The organism is Grimontia sedimenti (assembly GCF_011045095.1).
Lineage (GTDB): Bacteria > Pseudomonadota > Gammaproteobacteria > Enterobacterales > Vibrionaceae > Enterovibrio > Enterovibrio sedimenti.
Window position 1 is genome coordinate 385147 of the sequence record NZ_JAALDL010000001.1, and the last position, 16076, is coordinate 401222.

Annotated in this window: 14 protein-coding genes and 2 pseudogenes; 13 read left to right on the plus strand and 3 right to left on the minus strand. The window is 46.2% G+C overall.

Annotated elements, in window-relative coordinates; translation table 11 throughout:
• Window positions 1–79: 79 nt before the first annotated feature.
• Window positions 80–1003, minus strand: coding sequence for a polyprenyl-phosphate transporter (locus tag G5S52_RS01710; RefSeq protein ID WP_165011519.1), 924 nt, complete (start codon window positions 1001–1003; stop codon window positions 80–82).
• A gap of 61 nt (window positions 1004–1064) precedes the next feature.
• Window positions 1065–1757: a methanol oxidase gene (locus G5S52_RS01715; protein ID WP_165011520.1), complete on the minus strand. Its 693-nt coding sequence runs from the start codon at window positions 1755–1757 to the stop codon at window positions 1065–1067.
• Window positions 1758–1966: 209 nt separating this feature from the next.
• Between G5S52_RS01715 and G5S52_RS01720 the strand changes: the two genes are divergently transcribed.
• The 3 genes from G5S52_RS01720 to G5S52_RS01730 all read left to right on the plus strand — a co-directional run bounded on the left by G5S52_RS01720 (window position 1967) and on the right by G5S52_RS01730 (window position 5021).
• Window positions 1967–2806 (plus strand): pirin family protein, encoded by an 840-nt coding sequence (locus tag G5S52_RS01720; protein WP_165011521.1) that lies wholly within the window; start codon window positions 1967–1969, stop codon window positions 2804–2806.
• Window positions 2807–2956: 150 nt separating this feature from the next.
• Complete coding sequence (locus G5S52_RS01725) at window positions 2957–3193, plus strand: hypothetical protein (protein ID WP_165011522.1); 237 nt, start codon at window positions 2957–2959, stop codon at window positions 3191–3193.
• Window positions 3194–3278: 85 nt separating this feature from the next.
• Window positions 3279–5021 (plus strand): bifunctional metallophosphatase/5'-nucleotidase, encoded by a 1743-nt coding sequence (locus G5S52_RS01730; RefSeq protein ID WP_165011523.1) that lies wholly within the window; start codon window positions 3279–3281, stop codon window positions 5019–5021.
• Between the two features lie 449 nt (window positions 5022–5470).
• Here G5S52_RS01730 and G5S52_RS01735 read toward each other — a convergent pair whose 3' ends face one another.
• Window positions 5471–6274 carry a hypothetical protein gene (locus tag G5S52_RS01735; RefSeq protein WP_165011710.1) on the minus strand — a complete coding sequence of 268 codons (804 nt, stop codon included), beginning with the start codon at window positions 6272–6274 and terminating at the stop codon, window positions 5471–5473.
• 381 nt (window positions 6275–6655) lie between these two features.
• On the opposite strand from G5S52_RS01735, the gene G5S52_RS01740 reads away from it, so the two are divergent.
• The 10 genes and pseudogenes from G5S52_RS01740 (at window position 6656) to G5S52_RS01785 (ending at window position 15942) form a co-directional block, all read left to right on the plus strand.
• Complete coding sequence (locus G5S52_RS01740) at window positions 6656–6847, plus strand: hypothetical protein (RefSeq protein WP_002535900.1); 192 nt, start codon at window positions 6656–6658, stop codon at window positions 6845–6847.
• Between the two features lie 185 nt (window positions 6848–7032).
• Window positions 7033–7305: an HlyU family transcriptional regulator gene (locus tag G5S52_RS01745; RefSeq protein WP_165011524.1), complete on the plus strand. Its 273-nt coding sequence runs from the start codon at window positions 7033–7035 to the stop codon at window positions 7303–7305.
• A 362-nt stretch (window positions 7306–7667) separates the two neighbouring features.
• Window positions 7668–9220, plus strand: a pseudogene (locus G5S52_RS01750) (Re/Si-specific NAD(P)(+) transhydrogenase subunit alpha).
• A gap of 15 nt (window positions 9221–9235) precedes the next feature.
• A complete protein-coding gene (gene pntB / locus G5S52_RS01755) occupies window positions 9236–10621 on the plus strand; it encodes a Re/Si-specific NAD(P)(+) transhydrogenase subunit beta (protein WP_165011525.1) in 1386 nt (461 codons plus the stop codon).
• Between the two features lie 135 nt (window positions 10622–10756).
• A complete protein-coding gene (locus tag G5S52_RS01760; RefSeq protein ID WP_165011526.1) occupies window positions 10757–12199 on the plus strand; it encodes an ATP-binding protein in 1443 nt (480 codons plus the stop codon).
• Entirely contained in the window at window positions 12168–12839 is a 672-nt protein-coding gene (locus tag G5S52_RS01765) for a response regulator transcription factor (RefSeq protein WP_165011527.1), read from the plus strand. Before G5S52_RS01760 ends, G5S52_RS01765 begins: the two co-directional genes overlap by 32 nt.
• The gene (locus G5S52_RS01770) at window positions 12839–13723 is read left to right on the plus strand and encodes a DUF2861 family protein (protein ID WP_165011528.1); all 885 of its coding nucleotides are present in this window, start codon (window positions 12839–12841) and stop codon (window positions 13721–13723) included. Before G5S52_RS01765 ends, G5S52_RS01770 begins: the two co-directional genes overlap by 1 nt.
• 199 nt (window positions 13724–13922) lie before the next feature.
• Window positions 13923–15097: pseudogene (gene traF / locus G5S52_RS01775) on the plus strand (conjugal transfer protein TraF).
• Between the two features lie 55 nt (window positions 15098–15152).
• Entirely contained in the window at window positions 15153–15305 is a 153-nt protein-coding gene (locus G5S52_RS01780) for a YoaH family protein (protein WP_002535891.1), read from the plus strand.
• 112 nt (window positions 15306–15417) lie between these two features.
• Window positions 15418–15942 carry a nucleotidyltransferase family protein gene (locus G5S52_RS01785; RefSeq protein ID WP_046306417.1) on the plus strand — a complete coding sequence of 175 codons (525 nt, stop codon included), beginning with the start codon at window positions 15418–15420 and terminating at the stop codon, window positions 15940–15942.
• Window positions 15943–16076 lie beyond the last annotated feature (134 nt).

Here is a 16076-nt window from a genome sequence, read left to right on the forward strand (position 1 = left end):
AGCAATTGTACTCATATTGACAGGTTAAATAACGAAAAAAGCCTCATAAAGAGGCCTTATCAATGAGAGCGTTCAGAAACTAGTCAGCGAGTTTTTCTGACACTTTTTCCAGCCCAATAACCAGCACGAAACCCACCACCATCATGACGATTGCAGTACCCATAAGCGCCGGTTGCCCCGTTGCGGCTTCAAACGCGCCTGGAGACAATACCTTTTCAACAAGAGGAACTTGCTCGCCAGACGAATTAACGCGGAAGCTGATGGCTTCTTTCCAAGGCCATACTTTCCCCAATGCGCCAATTAAAAGGCCGGTGAGGAAGGCGATAGTCAGACTACGGAAATTGTTTAGCAGCCATGAAAGCACGTGAGAGAAAGACAAAATACCGGCAAGACAGCCCAGAGCGAACAAAGCAAGGATTGGAATGTTGAAGCTTTTGACGGCATCCAAAACGGGCGCATACATGCCAAGCAAAAGCAGAATAAAACTACCGGAAATACCAGGAAGGATCATCGCACAGATGGCGATTGAGCCAGCAATAAATACCGTCAGCATACTAAATTCCATGCTGATAGGGTTAGCAACGGTAATGCCGTAGGCAAAAATAGCACCTGCAATCGCCAATACGATTTCACCCACGGACCATTTCTCTACTTGTTTGATCATGTGAATAGCGGACGCGATGATCAAGCCAAAGAAGAATGACCAAATAACAATAGGGTGGTTCTCGAGGGCATAAGAGACGGCTTTAGCCAGTGTCAGGATTGCCGTGAGAATACCAGTCAGCAAGGATGCGAGGAAGGTACCGTTAACATGCTGCCAGACTGCGCCAAAGCCCTCGCGTCGCCACAGTGAAATAATAGAAGGGTTTACGCGTCGGATGCTCTCTAGCAGAGTGTCATAAATCCCCGTGATGAATGCGATAGTACCGCCAGAAACGCCTGGAACGACATCTGCCGCACCCATTGCCATTCCTTTGAAAAAGGTGAGAATATTTTGCTTCATTGCGTGAAAACTAACCATAACTTATAGAGTGCCGCCATTATAGCGATTCAATCTGAAAGGGCTATGAATTCCTATCTCCGTGAAATGCCCACAAATACGCGGCGGCGAGCTTTTCCTTACCATTGAAAACAATGGGGTCTCCGTGAACGGGGAGAATATGATCGAAAGGCCATGTCAGAATTTCTTGCAAAGACTGACGAAGCAACTTCGATTCTCTTACTTGTATTTGGTAGGGAAGCGGGACGCAGGCTTCATTGTGGCATCCCAGTAAGCGACCGACAAATTGCCTGAAAAAGCTACCTTCCTGTAGCAACAAAAGGCTTTCACCTAACACCAATGTGCGACTATTCGGGTCGCAAAAGATCACTTCTTCGCAAGCATCGTTGCCTCTCAAAACCGTTTGGTAAAGCTGGTTACGCCACAAAGTCGACGTGGTGGAATTAAGAATCCCATCAAATCCTAAGTCGGTTCGTTTGTTGTAAAGACCGGGGGCTGCAAAAAAGCGCGCTTCCGGATAGGTAAGCCACCAATCAGACAAGTTCTGGTGTAAGTGCAGGTTGGCGGTAGTTATACAGCTAATTTTTCCAATTCGTTTGAGTTGTTCCTGAAGTTGGGGGGATAGGCTGGCTGGGTTGTGAACGAGTAATGAGTCATCGTTTAGGCGAAAAACAGTCATTCGTTGCCCAATATTCACGCCGAAGCGACGATAAGGCTCTGTGTGGTGCCACATGATATTGGCATGCCATTCAATCATTGATATTCATCCATGAATGTCGATTAGTCAGATAAATATCAAAACCTATGGCATTCGCAAAGCATTTCTTTTTCGTTCCAATCTTCTTCGTCATCTAGTCCCAAATAGTCCCAAATTCTTGTTCGAAAAATTTGAATGACTCGTTAGATTTAAGGTGGTGTTAACTTGTAACAGGGTTGCCTAAACTGTCTTCAACCAAGGAGTTAAGTATGACAACAAGAACTGTACATCGTGTCATTCGCTCTCACGCATCGCAGGACGGCGATGGTGTGAAGATCAGCCGCGCACATGGTTTTAATGACCCAAGGTTCAGCCCTTTCCTGATGATTGATGAGCTGAAAAGTGTAAACCCTGATGACTACATTGGTGGTTTTCCTCCGCACCCTCACCGCGGTATTGAAACCTTGACCTACATGCTTAAAGGGCATTTTCAGCATCGTGACCATATGGGAAATGTTGGTGAACTTAAATCTGGCGGTGCGCAATGGATGAGTGCAGGCAAAGGTGTGATTCACAGTGAAATGCCGATCATGAGTGATGGTGAACTTCATGGGTTTCAAATCTGGATTAACATGCCAGCAGCGAAAAAAATGCGCCCTGCGCAGTACCACGATTTTCAGTCACCTGAAATTAATGAGTATGGTGAAACCGAAAACTTACTGCGGGTGATTGGTGGTCATGCAGTCAGTAACGGTGTGCCTGTTGAAGGCCCATTACAACAAACCAGTATCGAAGTGTTTGTTGCGGACTGGCGTGCAGCATCAGATCAAAGTCGTGAGATTGTGTTGCCAAGTACCTATCAGGCAAACCTTTATGTCTACAAAGGAGAGGTGGAAGTTGCGGGCGAGTCAGTCAAACAAAGCCACTTCGTTCAACTCTCTGGCGGTGATGCTATTTCGTTGAAGGCAAACGAAGAGTCGGGGGTATTGATCTTATCCGGCATGCCCATTGATGAACCCGTTGTTCATTATGGTCCGTTTGTGATGAATTCAATGGAAGAGATTAATCAAGCCATAACGGACTACCAAAATGGTGTGTTGACTGATTGAGTCAGGCAGAAGAACAGAGGGAGCAGTGCGCTCCCTTTTTTACATCTATCTACCGTGCTTCACGAATAAACGCGCGAAAGTAAACAAAATGTTGAATAGCGTTAACTCTTTTGTTTTATTTCTAAATGACAAAACAACTGGAGTTTTCACTTGTTACTCGTAATTGCACACGCGATTGAAACTGTCTTACTCGTGACAGGTGTCGTAGCGCTTATTCGCTGCGCTTTTCAATACGCATCCCGAACAGAGAACTGGCACCAGCTCAATGTTGTTCTGTTTCATGTGCAAAGCCTTTCCCGAGACGAGATGAAATGGTGGTACATCGCGATGTTCAGCCTGATATTGGGCGGTATCGTTAGAGTTCTCAATATGTTGACTCCTGCATAACAAGTCTTGCAATAAAAGTGTGATGTGTGTGAACTAGGATTAAACTCTGATACACTTCGTTTTTGTGCAGCGCATAAAGGAAATCATGCCCAACGTCACACCTATCACGCTATCTATTGCGCACATCAATGACACTCACTCTCATTTCGAACCGACGCCGATCTCGCTTGCTGTAACAGGCCTAGAAGACCGTATCTATGCCAATGTAGGTGGTTTTGCCCGAATTGCTTCTGTCGCTAAATCATTCAGACAAGAAACTCAAAACGATACGGACGGCTTCCTTTTCCTTCATGCGGGGGACTGCTTTCAAGGCACGCTTTATTACAGCCTGTTTAAAGGCGAGGCCAACGCCACTTTACTCAACATGTTGAACCTGGATGCGATGGCTTTGGGTAATCATGAATTAGATTTGGGTAATGCTGCGGTTTCAAAATTCCTCGACCAAATTACCTTTCCGTTTCTGGCAGGTAACTGGGATGTCAGTAAAGAACTCCCGAACAAGCGGTTTCCTGTAAAAGGGAAAGCGCCTTTGCTGGCTTATGATCCAGACCTGAAAATTGCCAGCGTACTTACGAAAGAGTTTGGCGGCAAGAAAGTGGCTATCTTCAGCGTAGCTCTGGATAAAATGGCCGATATCGCCATGCCAGATCCTGACACGCCATTCGTCAACTCTAAAGAAACCATCATAAACACGGTTAAGTACATCCAAGAGGAAATCGGCACACCACACATTATCTTGCTCAGCCATTTAGGATATGACCAAGACCTGAAAATGGCTGAAGAGGTAGAGGGTCTGTCTGTGATTGTGGGTGGTCATAGTCATGTGTTACAGGGTGACTTTAGCAATCTTGGTCTTGGCGACATGGGACCTTATGGCCGTCAGATTAACGACACCCTTGTGGTGCAAGCCGGATGCCATTCACTTGCCCTTGGAAAGCTGACAGTCACCCTAGATGGAAATGGAAAGGTGACAGCGCATAGCGGTGGCAACTTCCTGATGCTTGGCCGCAGTTTGGCGATGGATGCGTCCTGGGACCAAAATCTTCCTGATGAAACGTTCCAGAAAGCCAAAGCGTATTTGCTAGAACAACCGAATGTTATTCATTGTCGCGGTGATGAAGGGATAAAGCAGGTGATCGCCGAGCGATATCGCCCGGCTGTAGATAAATTAAAGAGTGACGTTGTCACTAAGTTGCCTGCCCGATTACGCCATATTCGTGTACCAGATGAAAACGGCGGCAGCCAGATTGCCCCATTAGTTTGTGAAGCGATGATTTATTCTGCAAGAGAGCGCGGTTATGAGGTCGATTTTGCTATTCACAATGCGGGTGGTGTTCGCGTAAGCCTTGAGAATGGGAAGCTGACTGCAGCAGAAGTGGCGGGCAGACTCTTGCCGTTTGCCATCGATCTGATGTTATACAAGCCAACAGGCCTTCAAGTGATGCAGGCGCTGGAAGGCGCCATCAATAACGCGACGAATAACGGCGTAGAAGGCACAGGAGACGGTAGTTTTCCTTACACCGCTGGACTGCGTTATACCTATGAATGTTGCAAACCCAAAGGTCAGCGGATTACACAGTTGGAATATCAAACGCTAGGTGGAACCTGGAAAACAGTCGAATTAGAGAAGACATACATCGCGGTTTCCTCGGCGTACACGTCGCAAGGAAAAGAAGGCTATGATTCTTTGAAATGTATGAGCGAATTACCTCGTTCCATTTATGTCACTCTTGCCGACAGTTTTATTGAGTTTGCCAGAACGAAAGACACTCTGTTGGCACCAGAAGAAAATCTTTTAACTTACCTTCCTTGCCAGTCTAACGATTGAGCAAAGAGCTACTTGTGATAAATCTGACAGTTAGGCGGCAAGATTGTCGCCTATATCGTTCCTACACCTGACTTTTCACTTCCTGCTTCACATTTCTTTTAGTTTTGTGCCCGAAATTTGCATCAGCACAGATATATGGCGGAAATTTGCCGTCTATATAAAAAAGTGAAGAAATAACTCAATTTCTTTATCCGTTGACCGATATATAAACAAAGATGTTGTTTAAGGGGGAAGTCATGGTGGAAAAACGTGATTGGATGGATTTCGGACTTATCGCTTTCTGGATTGCAGCCTGGGCATCACTGGTTTACTTCGTGCCTGCGGCAGGTCTTTAAGCGAAAGATAAGCAAACTTGACTGAATCAGGGCCCATTCAGGCGATAACATTAAAACAAATCCAGTGGCAGGTACGGCGTGTTACTTGGGTAATGCTCACGCTTCAGTATGAATCTATGCTTTAGCGGTTCTCTTCCCGTCTCTCTTCAAAAATAGTTTCACCAGTATCGGCTGCACATAGATAGGAAGTTGCAGCGCTCCAATCAACGGCAAATACAAAGGCCCTAAGAAACTACCCGCAACAGAGTAGGTGAGTAATACATTTCTGTTCCCTGATGTGATTGCCGCCACGTATGCCTCTGATCTGCCTTTATGCCAATAGATTGCTAGACCGATCATGAAAAACAAAACGCAAATTGCCACTGCAATAAACAGCATGTTGATGGCAAAAGATCTGTCGCTATCCCATAACCAACGATATTGACCGGTTAGGCCAAAAGGAAAGCTAAAAACCAGAATGATGGTAAATTGTGCCAGCTTTCCATGAATACGCGTTAAACGTTCTTCGGGTATTGATTGGTGAACCAAGTAGGAGAACAACATTGGACCAAAAATGAATATGACGAGCCTGATGCAATAATCTTGAAGATCGAGGGAGAATTCATCCGCACTGAAGAGGGCCAGATTGATATAAAGTGCAACGGGCATCATTAGTGTGCTGGTAATGGTAAAAGCCATCGCTTTTAAGGGCTCAAACCCAACCGAACGCACGATGGCGGGGGTCGCAAACAGGGTGCCTGTCGCACAAACGGCGGTGGCAGCCATCATGAGCTCGGTGCTTGCTCCAAACACGGTGCCTATAGCGGTGACCGTCAGTGTCGTGACGCCACTATGAACCAGCGCGTAAAGCCATGCCTCTTTGTCAGCTACCGATTTGACGAGTGCACGCTGGTCAATACCCATCAAGGTAAACAGCATGAGAGTAAATAATACATAGGGAAGGTATGGTAGAGCAGATTCAGAAAGTTCTGGCAATGCAAAACCTGCAAAGGCGGCAGCGATAAGAAGAACAGAGGAATGTTTACTTAGGAATACAAGCAAGGTGGTCTCGTCATGTTTGTTAAAATCAGATGTTAACAAACTGAAATGAAATTGATAAATAACTATTAATAATGCATGCATCTACTCTATGTGTTTGTTCTAAATCAAATTGGTGCCCGATTTTGCTCGTTGTATGGTGACCGAATTATCATTTCGAATAAGAAAAACTAATCGATAAGAGCAATTTAAGTCATTTTATCTGCTATGAGCAAATGATTAGAATTTACTCAGTAAAGACAATCACATAGTGAGGCGGTTATGACACAGGCAGTTAACTTCGCTCCAGCAGTTGCTTCTGTAGAAAAAGTGCAGAAAAACTATGCGGTTTCTTTCAAAGGATTGATTGCCCATGCGATGGACGTAGTGCGCAAACGTGATCTGAATAAAGCAGTTCGTTCAACGAATGAACTTCCAGAGCACATCAAGCGCGATATCGGGCTGATCCGCTAATAGTACAATTCGATATACGAAAAGAAGAAAAGCGTTGGCTATGAGGTCAGCGCTTTTTTATTTTCTTCACCTCAACAATTTATCGTGCTCCTACCTCAATTTTCCCCATTTGTGTACTGGACAAAAACTGGGCGTTTCGTCACTATGATTTACTGATTTGATTCAAATATTGAGAGTGATTTAACGTGGGACTTTTTGACTGGTTATTCAGTAGTAAAGAAAAACCAACGAAAGAAACTGAGGTAACCGAATACAAAGGTTATTTGATTTATCCAGAAGCGAAATCAGAAGGTGGCCAATATCGAATTAGTGGGCGCATTTGCAAAGAAATCGATGGTGAGTTGAAAACTCACAGCTTCATTCGCTCAGACCTTCTGCCTTCTGAAGAAGGGGCGAATGAACTGATGCTCAAGAAGTCTCAATTATTTATCGATCAAATGGGCGAAAGAATGTTTTGATGGATGAATCCGGTTGCGTATTGCTTAGGGATTCATAAGACCTGACCGAGATCAAAGCAAAAACATTGGATTTCGGTCAAAAAGTACACCAGCGGTTCGTAAGGATACGGAACGTCGCAGAAATGTAGGTGAATGGAAAGTTAATAAGTATTAAATCAGCAAGTTAGTTGTGATGCGTCAAATCAGGTCTGACCTCTGGCCTTAACTAAATGGCGTTATTTTATTACTAAAAGTCATTAAAATTGCCTCGTTAGGGGCTTGCCAATCGATTATTTTAGTATTTTTCCTACAAAACTGTTGATTAAGCTTTTTCAGTTCGCTACAAACAGATTACTTACACTGCCAATAGTCAGGGACTAACTATGCAAATTGGTGTTCCAAAAGAAATACTTGCGCATGAAACGCGAGTTGCTGCCACACCGAAAACGGTTGAGCAGTTATTAAAAATGGGCTTCGAAGTTGTTGTCGAAAAGGATGCTGGTCAACTGGCGAGTTTTGACAATGCTGCTTTCGAGCAGGCCGGAGCGAAAATCGTTGATGCCGACGCTGTTTGGCAATCTGACATTATCTTCAAAGTTAACGCACCGCACAAAGACGACGCGGCTGGGATTAACGAAATTGATCTGATCAAAGAGGGCGCAACGCTCATTAGCTTTATCTGGCCAGCCCAGAATGAAGCCTTGATGCACGATCTATCCTCCAAAAAATCAATGTTATGGCGATGGATTCTGTGCCGCGCATTTCTCGTGCACAAGCGCTGGACGCATTGAGTTCTATGGCAAACATTGCCGGTTATCGAGCAGTGGTTGAAGCCGCCCACGAATTTGGTCGCTTTTTCACAGGCCAAATCACTGCAGCAGGTAAAGTGCCACCAGCAAAAGTATTTGTGGCTGGTGCTGGCGTTGCTGGTCTGGCAGCCATCGGTGCCGCGGGTAGCCTTGGTGCAATTGTTCGCGCGTTCGACGTTCGTCCTGAAGTAAAAGAGCAGGTTGAAAGTATGGGCGCTGAGTTCCTGCAAGTCGATTTTCAGGAACAAGCGGGCAGTGGCGATGGCTACGCGAAAGAAATGTCTGATGACTTCAATAAAAAAGCTGCTGAGCTATACGCTGAGCAAGCCAAAGACGTTGATATCATCATTACTACCGCTTTGATCCCGGGCCGTCCGGCACCAAAACTGGTGACTAAAGAGATGGTCGATTCGATGAAAGCGGGTAGCGTCATTGTTGACCTCGCTGCAGCGAACGGCGGTAACTGCGAATATACAGAAGCAGACAAAGTGGTTGTAACAGATAACGGCGTTAAAGTTATTGGTTACACCGACATGGTTGGTCGTCTGCCAACCCAATCGTCACAGCTTTACGGTACCAACCTGGTTAACCTGATGAAGCTGCTTTGCAAAGAAAAAGACGGCAACATCGATATCGACTTTGAAGATGTGGTTCTGCGTGGCGTGACTGTCGTAAAAGACGGCGAAATTACCTGGCCTGCGCCACCAATTCAAGTGTCTGCTCAACCTCAAGCGAAAGCAGAACCGATTGCTCCTAAAGAAGAGAAAGTCGAAGAACCAACTTCACCAGTGAAGAAAATTGCAGCACTGGCTGTGGGACTTGGTGCATTTGGTTGGGTGGCTTCGGTTGCACCGCCAGCGTTCCTTTCACACTTCACCGTATTTGTATTGGCTTGTGTGGTCGGTTACTACGTGGTTTGGAATGTGACACATGCTCTGCATACTCCGCTGATGTCTGTAACGAACGCCATTTCCGGCATTATCGTTGTGGGCGCGCTACTCCAAATAGGTCAAGGCAACGGTGTGGTTTCTTTCCTCGCCTTTATCGCCGTTCTCATTGCAAGCATCAATATCTTTGGCGGCTTCACAGTCACCAAGCGTATGCTTGAAATGTTCCGTAAAGATTAATAGGAGTAGCAAAGAATGTCTGCAGGACTAGCACAAGCAGCCTATATCGTTGCTGCACTGTTTTTCATCCTGAGCCTTGCTGGCCTATCAAAACAAACGTCAGCAAGATCAGGTAACTACTTTGGTATCGCTGGTATGAGCATCGCGCTCATCGCGACCATCTTTGGCCCCTATGCTGAAGGTCTTTCTTGGATCTTTATCGCTATGGTCATTGGTGCTGCTATCGGTATCTACTACGCAAAACGCGTAGAAATGACGGAAATGCCAGAACTGGTTGCGATCCTACACAGCTTTGTAGGTATGGCAGCTGTTTTGGTGGGTTACAACAGTTACTTAGAGCCACCAGCATACGCTGGCGAATTTGCGCACACAGAACACGTTATTCACATGGTGGAAGTGTTCTTGGGAGTGTTCATTGGCGCGGTCACTTTCACGGGTTCGATTGTCGCGTTTGGTAAGCTACGCGGAATCATTTCGTCTTCTCCTTTGAACTTGCCACACAAGCACAAGATGAACCTGGCGGCAGTTGTGATCTCAACGTTGCTGATGGTTTACTTCGTGAAAGCTGATGGCAGCATGTTTGCGCTGCTTGTGATGACGCTGATTGCTTTTGCATTTGGTTACCACCTTGTGGCATCAATCGGTGGTGCGGATATGCCGGTTGTCGTTTCAATGCTGAACTCATACTCAGGTTGGGCAGCGGCGGCGGCAGGTTTCATGCTGGCAAACGATCTTTTGATCGTTACCGGTGCACTGGTAGGTTCGTCGGGTGCGATTCTTTCTTACATCATGTGTAAAGCCATGAACCGTTCTTTTGTCAGCGTTATTGCTGGTGGTTTCGGTCAGGAAGTCTCTGTGTCGTCGGATGTTGAATACGGAGAGCACCGCGAAGTGTCTGCGGACGAAGTTGCGGAAATGCTGAAAGACTCTCGTTCTGTGATCATCACTCCTGGATACGGTATGGCTGTTGCTCAGGCACAGTACCCAGTGCACGAAATCACTGAAAAGCTTCGTGCCAAAGGTGTTGACGTTCGCTTTGGTATTCACCCTGTTGCAGGTCGTTTGCCTGGCCATATGAACGTACTGCTCGCGGAAGCAAAAGTACCGTATGATATCGTTCTGGAAATGGACGAAATCAACGAAGACTTCCCAGAAACAGATACGGTTCTGGTTATCGGTGCGAACGACACGGTTAACCCGGCAGCAATGGAAGATCCAAACAGCCCAATCGCTGGCATGCCAGTTCTTGAAGTGTGGAATGCGAAAAACGTTATCGTATTCAAACGTTCAATGAACACAGGTTACGCTGGTGTTCAAAACCCGCTGTTCTTCAAAGAGAACACGGCAATGCTATTCGGTGACGCTAAAGAGAGTGTGGACGCTATTTCGAAAGCGATCTAACCGCATACTCTTAATGAATCAGGCCAGCATCTTGCTGGCCTTTTTTGTGCGAGAAAACAGCAATTAGCGCGACTTCTTGCATAGACTCTTACAAACTACTGACATTGTGAAATATTTTGGTGGTAACCTCATGCCATGCAAAAGTTTCTGATTGTTTTTCTTACCTTGCTTAGCTCACACGCTTGGGCAAATGTGTCGTTCCCTGAACAGCTCAGTGCGTTCAGGCTTTCGCTATTGGCTGAACGTCCGATCGCTACTTATGCATTAAATGCTATCCACAGTGAATACCCAAAAGCGCTGCTTGTCCCTGATAGCTTGCTGCCTCAATCAGCCAACTATCCGCTTAAAGATCTCAAACGTCTTTATCAATCCTCCGAGAAATGCAAAGGGCCTTGGCCTGTGAGCCCTCTGGTCACCGATCCATTAGTGTTTACCCGAGCGATGTGTTTCAACACTCAACTTCCATCAGTATGGTTCTCCCGTTCTAATCTCATTCATCCGGGGGGAGGAAGTTACGCGGCTAAGTACGTTGAGAAATTCCCGGACCGCCGCGATGAGTTACTTCGCTTTTTCCACATCAAAGAACGGTTGTTATCACCACCTGAAACCTTGCTTGGCCGTTTGCAGCGCATGCCAGAAAACGGCATCAATGCGCTGAATGGCGGGGCAGAGTCCATTCTTTCCGGCGATGATTTGTGGCTTAGGGAAGGTAGCCAATACAAGGTTTATAGCTCGGACATATGGTTACCTCTGCTTGAAAAACAACACCTGCTTGCCTCTTCGATTGACGACAATGGGTTCTGTTTGTCCCGCATTGGCAATGTCTGTTGGAATCAGAAGCAAGCGCCCTCATATTGGTCACAGCTGGTAGTGATCCTTGCTGTCATCAACTTGCTTTGGATTGCTGGCTGGGTGTTTAACCGCTGGACGGTCAAAAGACGCCTGATGCAAGAAAGAATGCTGGTACTTCAAATCCTGACACATGAACTGCGTACGCCTATCGCGAGTCTGGGGATGACGGTAGAAGGTTTCCGCAGAAAATTCGACAGTCTGCCAGAGCCTCTTTATGATGAGTTTCGTCGCCTATGTGAAGATTCCATGCGACTGAAACAATTAGCAGAAGCAAGTAAAGATTACCTGCAGTCAAACCAGCAACAACTTGTCAGAGAAAGCATTCCTTCCTTGGAAGATTGGCTTGGTTACCTCTGTGAAGAACGTCAGGTAGAATTGCAGGTCAAAGAAGATGGACCGATAGCGGTCAACATATACTGGTTGACGACATCGCTCGACAACCTTATAAGCAATGCCAAAAAATACGGGAAAACGCCCGTCGTGGTGTTTGCCGAAATTAATAACGGTCAGCTCGCTATCCGGGTGCAGGATCAGGGAAGATTGACCGCAAAAGACTGGAAAACAATTCGAAAACCTTTTGTCAGTGAAAAAGGCCTGGGGCTTGGTCTGACAATTGTTGAAGCAATGATAGAAAGGATGGGGGGCAGACTGACATTGTCTGGGCCGCCAACCACATTTACTTTGGAGATACCTTGTGACCCAACAAACGACTCTGTTGCTGGTTGAGGATGATGCTAACCTGGCGGATGGTCTTCTTGCCAGTTTGGAACAAAACGGATACAAATGCTTGTACGCAGATTGTGCAAGTAAAGTTGAAGCGCTTTGGGCGCAGGCTGATCTTGTAGTTTTGGATCGTCAACTACCGGAAGGCGATTCTATGGAATGGCTACCGGCATGGAAAAAAATTAAAGATGTACCGATCATTATGCTGACAGCGATGGTGTCGGTTCGTGACCGCGTTGGTGGCTTAGACTCAGGCGCGACTGACTACATGACTAAACCTTTTGCAGAAGCAGAACTGCTGGCACGAATTCGAGTACATCTTCGCCGTCCTGTTACTGAAGGGGAAAGTGTCGCTGATGACATTGCGGTCGGTAAGCTGAGAATTAATCTCTCTACGCGCTCAGTTATTTGCTCTGAAAGTGAAGTTATCCTGACCCGTACTGAATTCGATTTGCTGGCTTTTCTGGCAAAAAATGCAGGCCGAGTATTCACCCGTGATGAGCTGCTGGATCAGGTTTGGGGTTATAACCATTACCCAACGACTCGTACGGTTGATACTCACGTGCTGCAGCTTCGCCAAAAGCTGCCCGAGGTAGAGATCGAAACACTGCGTGGTGTTGGTTATCGGATGAAAATGCACTGATGAAGCAGGCGGTATCTCTTTTTCTATTTCTGATGCTTCCGTTTGGAAGCTCTGCTGCGTGGTTCAGTGGTTCAGACGCGCTGACGTCTGCCCACCAACGCTTGCTTGAAGGGAATACCGCCCAAAGCTTTGAAGCCATGATTGAAGCTTGGCAACAGGAAAAAACGGATACAGAACAAAGGCACCTGACTGAGTTACTGTCTCTTGCTATCAGTGAGGATTGCGGCAGAAGTTTAAGTACTTTGTCATTACCGAAATGGCTTCAAGCGGTTGTCATTCGTCGTGAAACGGTGCAGACACCGAACAGGGTCTACTATCAGTTTTCTATCTATGGCTCGTCAGATTCTGGCGTCGCTAACGTCACCTTTTCGGAGTGGCCAGATACTAAACTGGTGGTCTCGAATTTAACCCCGGACAACGCGAACCGTTTCAAACTGGATATAGAAGGGCTCTCTGGTGCTGTTCATGCTGGTCTTTATAAGCTTGAACTCACTTCAACCGAAGGTGAGAGCTGGTCTTCCTGGGTGCTGGTGTCACAGCCTGAGCCCATTCAGAAAATCAGTTGGAAAGACAGTCGCAGCTGGCGTATCGCACCGCCGACAGACTTAAAAAGCACCTGTCCGAGACCTTTCTTGTCGATGAATCTCTATCAAACCGACGTGGGGCAGGATGCACCTATATGGTCTGATGAAAAGGACAAAAACCTTCCTACCTCATTGCCAGTGATTGATGTCCCGAACGGACAATATTGGTTCTCTGTCGCACTGATAGAAAGGCGGTGGCAGGGTGCAATTTTGTTCGAAGATGTTCAAAGAATCGCCAGATTTATTGATTTGCCTGATATCGATCTCAGAGAACTTTCTTTAAAACCCAATCAAGAATAGGTTTCTTAACTTTATTTCTTTGATCTTCTATCAATAAAACAACACACAGTTTTGAGTGTTGTCACACCTTCAAGAATTGTCTCTTTATTGCTATTTGGCTTCTACTACGATTTGTAGAGAAAGTAGACACAATGCCGTTTTTGAGTAGACATGCTCACCGTGTCTCCCGCCTTTGAACCATTGAGATGGAATTCTTGCCATGAAAAAGAGCTTACTTGCACTCAGCATTGCGCTGACTTCCTTGCCTGCGCTGTCTGCTAACTACAGTATTGATACCCGAATTGATGCAATGGGTGGTGCTGGTACGGCCGCCGCGGATTATCTTTCTGCTGGCTTTCATAACCCTGCGCTCGTTGCGATGGATCCAGATAGCGCATTCGGTGTGCTTTTCCCCGTTATTGGTATTCAGGTCCGCGACCCTGATGAACTGGTCGACGCCATGGAAGATTTTGGGGATGTTTATGACACTTTTACCAGCGACCCTACGAACACGAGTAACCGAGATAATGCTGCGAATGCATTGAGCAACCTCAACAATAAACTGGCTTACCTCAGCGGCGGAATTGGCGGGGCCGTTGCGGTTCCAACTTCCACGATTTCGGGCAACTTCTTTGTCAAGGGTTATACGGAAGCCATTGTCATGCCTGAGGTCTCACAGGCTGATATTGATGCCATTAGTGGAACGACAGGCCCTGGCAATGTTCCTTCCTCGTTAACGTCGAAAGGTCGCGTTCTAGCATTCGGTGTTGTTGATGTGGGTTTGGCACTCGCAGGAAACCTCGAACTCGCGGGACAGCGTATTGCGGTAGGTGTAACGCCAAAATCACAGCAGTACTACACCTATCACTACGAAGTCGACATCAACAGCTTTGAAGGCGATGACTGGGATTCAGATGCTAACCGTACCGAAGAAAGTGCATTTAACGTAGATATAGGTGCAGCATGGCAAACAGGACCCTTCCGTGTTGGTTTTGCAGCAAAAACCTGATTTCACAGGAAATTAAAACCGTAAACTACACCCGTGACTACACCTATCATATTGAGCCCCTCTATACTGTTGGCGGTGCTTTTGTAACAGATCTCTTTGTCGCTGCGATTGATGTGGATTTGAATGAACAGAAGCGCTTTTCTGCGTCAAGTGGGCCTGCGATTGTGGACAATACACAATTGGTACGCCTCGGTGCTGAGTTTAATGCGTTCGGTTGGGCTCAACTCAGAGCAGGGTACATCAACGATTTGGAAGACACCTTGGATGGTACAGTAACGCTCGGTCTTGGCTTATCGCCATTCAATACCGTTCACTTTGATCTGGCTGCCCAGCTCATTGATAGCAATAGCTATGGCGGTTCTGCACAACTGGCATTTACCTTCTAAGGTAATTGGCAGTAGAATGTGCGACTTCTGAAACAGAGTGATTTCGAGGTCGACAATGAACGGTATGCCAACACTGAGCCATGCTGAACAACAAGAAGCAGCCGAGCGTATTCACGCTTTAATGGCACAGGGCATGAGCAGCGGTGAGGCCATCATGTTAGTGGCCAATGAGATTCGCGAGCGCGAAGCATCGAAAAAAGATGATTAATGTGAAAGCGGCCAATAAATGGCCGTTTTCTTTTTCTGGCTTGACGTTATCCTAGAAGCAAGATTTTAAACCATTTTTTCTATATGGGAATAAGCAAGGTAAAGGAGCGACGTTGAACGATCGGTTAATGCTGGCAAAGACATTCGCTCGTGCTCGTCACGAAGGGCAACGTTACGGAGAATTTCCATACCATGTGCATTTAGATGATGTAGAAAAACTGGCACAACCGTTTGGGATCAACGCAATGATCGTGGCTCAACTGCATGATGTGCTGGAAGATACAACGACAAGTGTCGATGAGTTAGTCCAAGATTTTGGCGATAAGATTGCGTTGTCTGTCAGTTATCTTACAGATCCGGTCGCGGGTGACAGAGGGGAGAAAAAGCGACAACTCAATCAACGTTTTCTCCAACTTGATGAGACCGATGAAGCCGCGAAACTCGCATTGATCGTCAAAGCTTGCGATCGATTATCCAATGTCAAAGCCTGCCGGCTTTTCCATCCGGAAAAATTCGTGATGTATCAGAAGGAACATTCGGAATTTCGCAAAGCTGCCTATCGATATGGCTTGTGTGAAATGATTTGGTGGGAATTGGATATGCTGATTGAAGTCGGGGACAAGATAGCCCGATATTAAATCTCATACCAATCACAGTGAATAGGTGATCAGAAATAGCGTAGGAAAAATGCTCGAGAATAAGGCGGGAAATTTCGATAAGTAGTTATTCTACAGTCAAATTTCCCAACGCAATTATAGAGCATTTTAACAAG

Excerpts from the sequence above, each read along its gene's own strand:
- G5S52_RS01770 (WP_165011528.1), top strand. The coding sequence starts at position 12,839 with ATGAAGCAGGCGGTATCTCTTTTTCTATTTCTGATGCTTCCGTTTGGA.
- G5S52_RS01760 (WP_165011526.1), top strand. The coding sequence starts at position 10,757 with ATGCAAAAGTTTCTGATTGTTTTTCTTACCTTGCTTAGCTCACACGCT.
- G5S52_RS01735 (WP_165011710.1), bottom strand. The coding sequence starts at position 6,274 with ATGCTGTTTACCTTGATGGGTATTGACCAGCGTGCACTCGTCAAATCG.
- pntB (WP_165011525.1), top strand. The coding sequence starts at position 9,236 with ATGTCTGCAGGACTAGCACAAGCAGCCTATATCGTTGCTGCACTGTTT.
- G5S52_RS01780 (WP_002535891.1), top strand. The coding sequence starts at position 15,153 with ATGAACGGTATGCCAACACTGAGCCATGCTGAACAACAAGAAGCAGCC.
- G5S52_RS01715 (WP_165011520.1), bottom strand. The coding sequence starts at position 1,757 with ATGATTGAATGGCATGCCAATATCATGTGGCACCACACAGAGCCTTAT.
- G5S52_RS01710 (WP_165011519.1), bottom strand. The coding sequence starts at position 1,003 with ATGAAGCAAAATATTCTCACCTTTTTCAAAGGAATGGCAATGGGTGCG.
- G5S52_RS01720 (WP_165011521.1), top strand. The coding sequence starts at position 1,967 with ATGACAACAAGAACTGTACATCGTGTCATTCGCTCTCACGCATCGCAG.
- G5S52_RS01730 (WP_165011523.1), top strand. The coding sequence starts at position 3,279 with ATGCCCAACGTCACACCTATCACGCTATCTATTGCGCACATCAATGAC.
- G5S52_RS01740 (WP_002535900.1), top strand. The coding sequence starts at position 6,656 with ATGACACAGGCAGTTAACTTCGCTCCAGCAGTTGCTTCTGTAGAAAAA.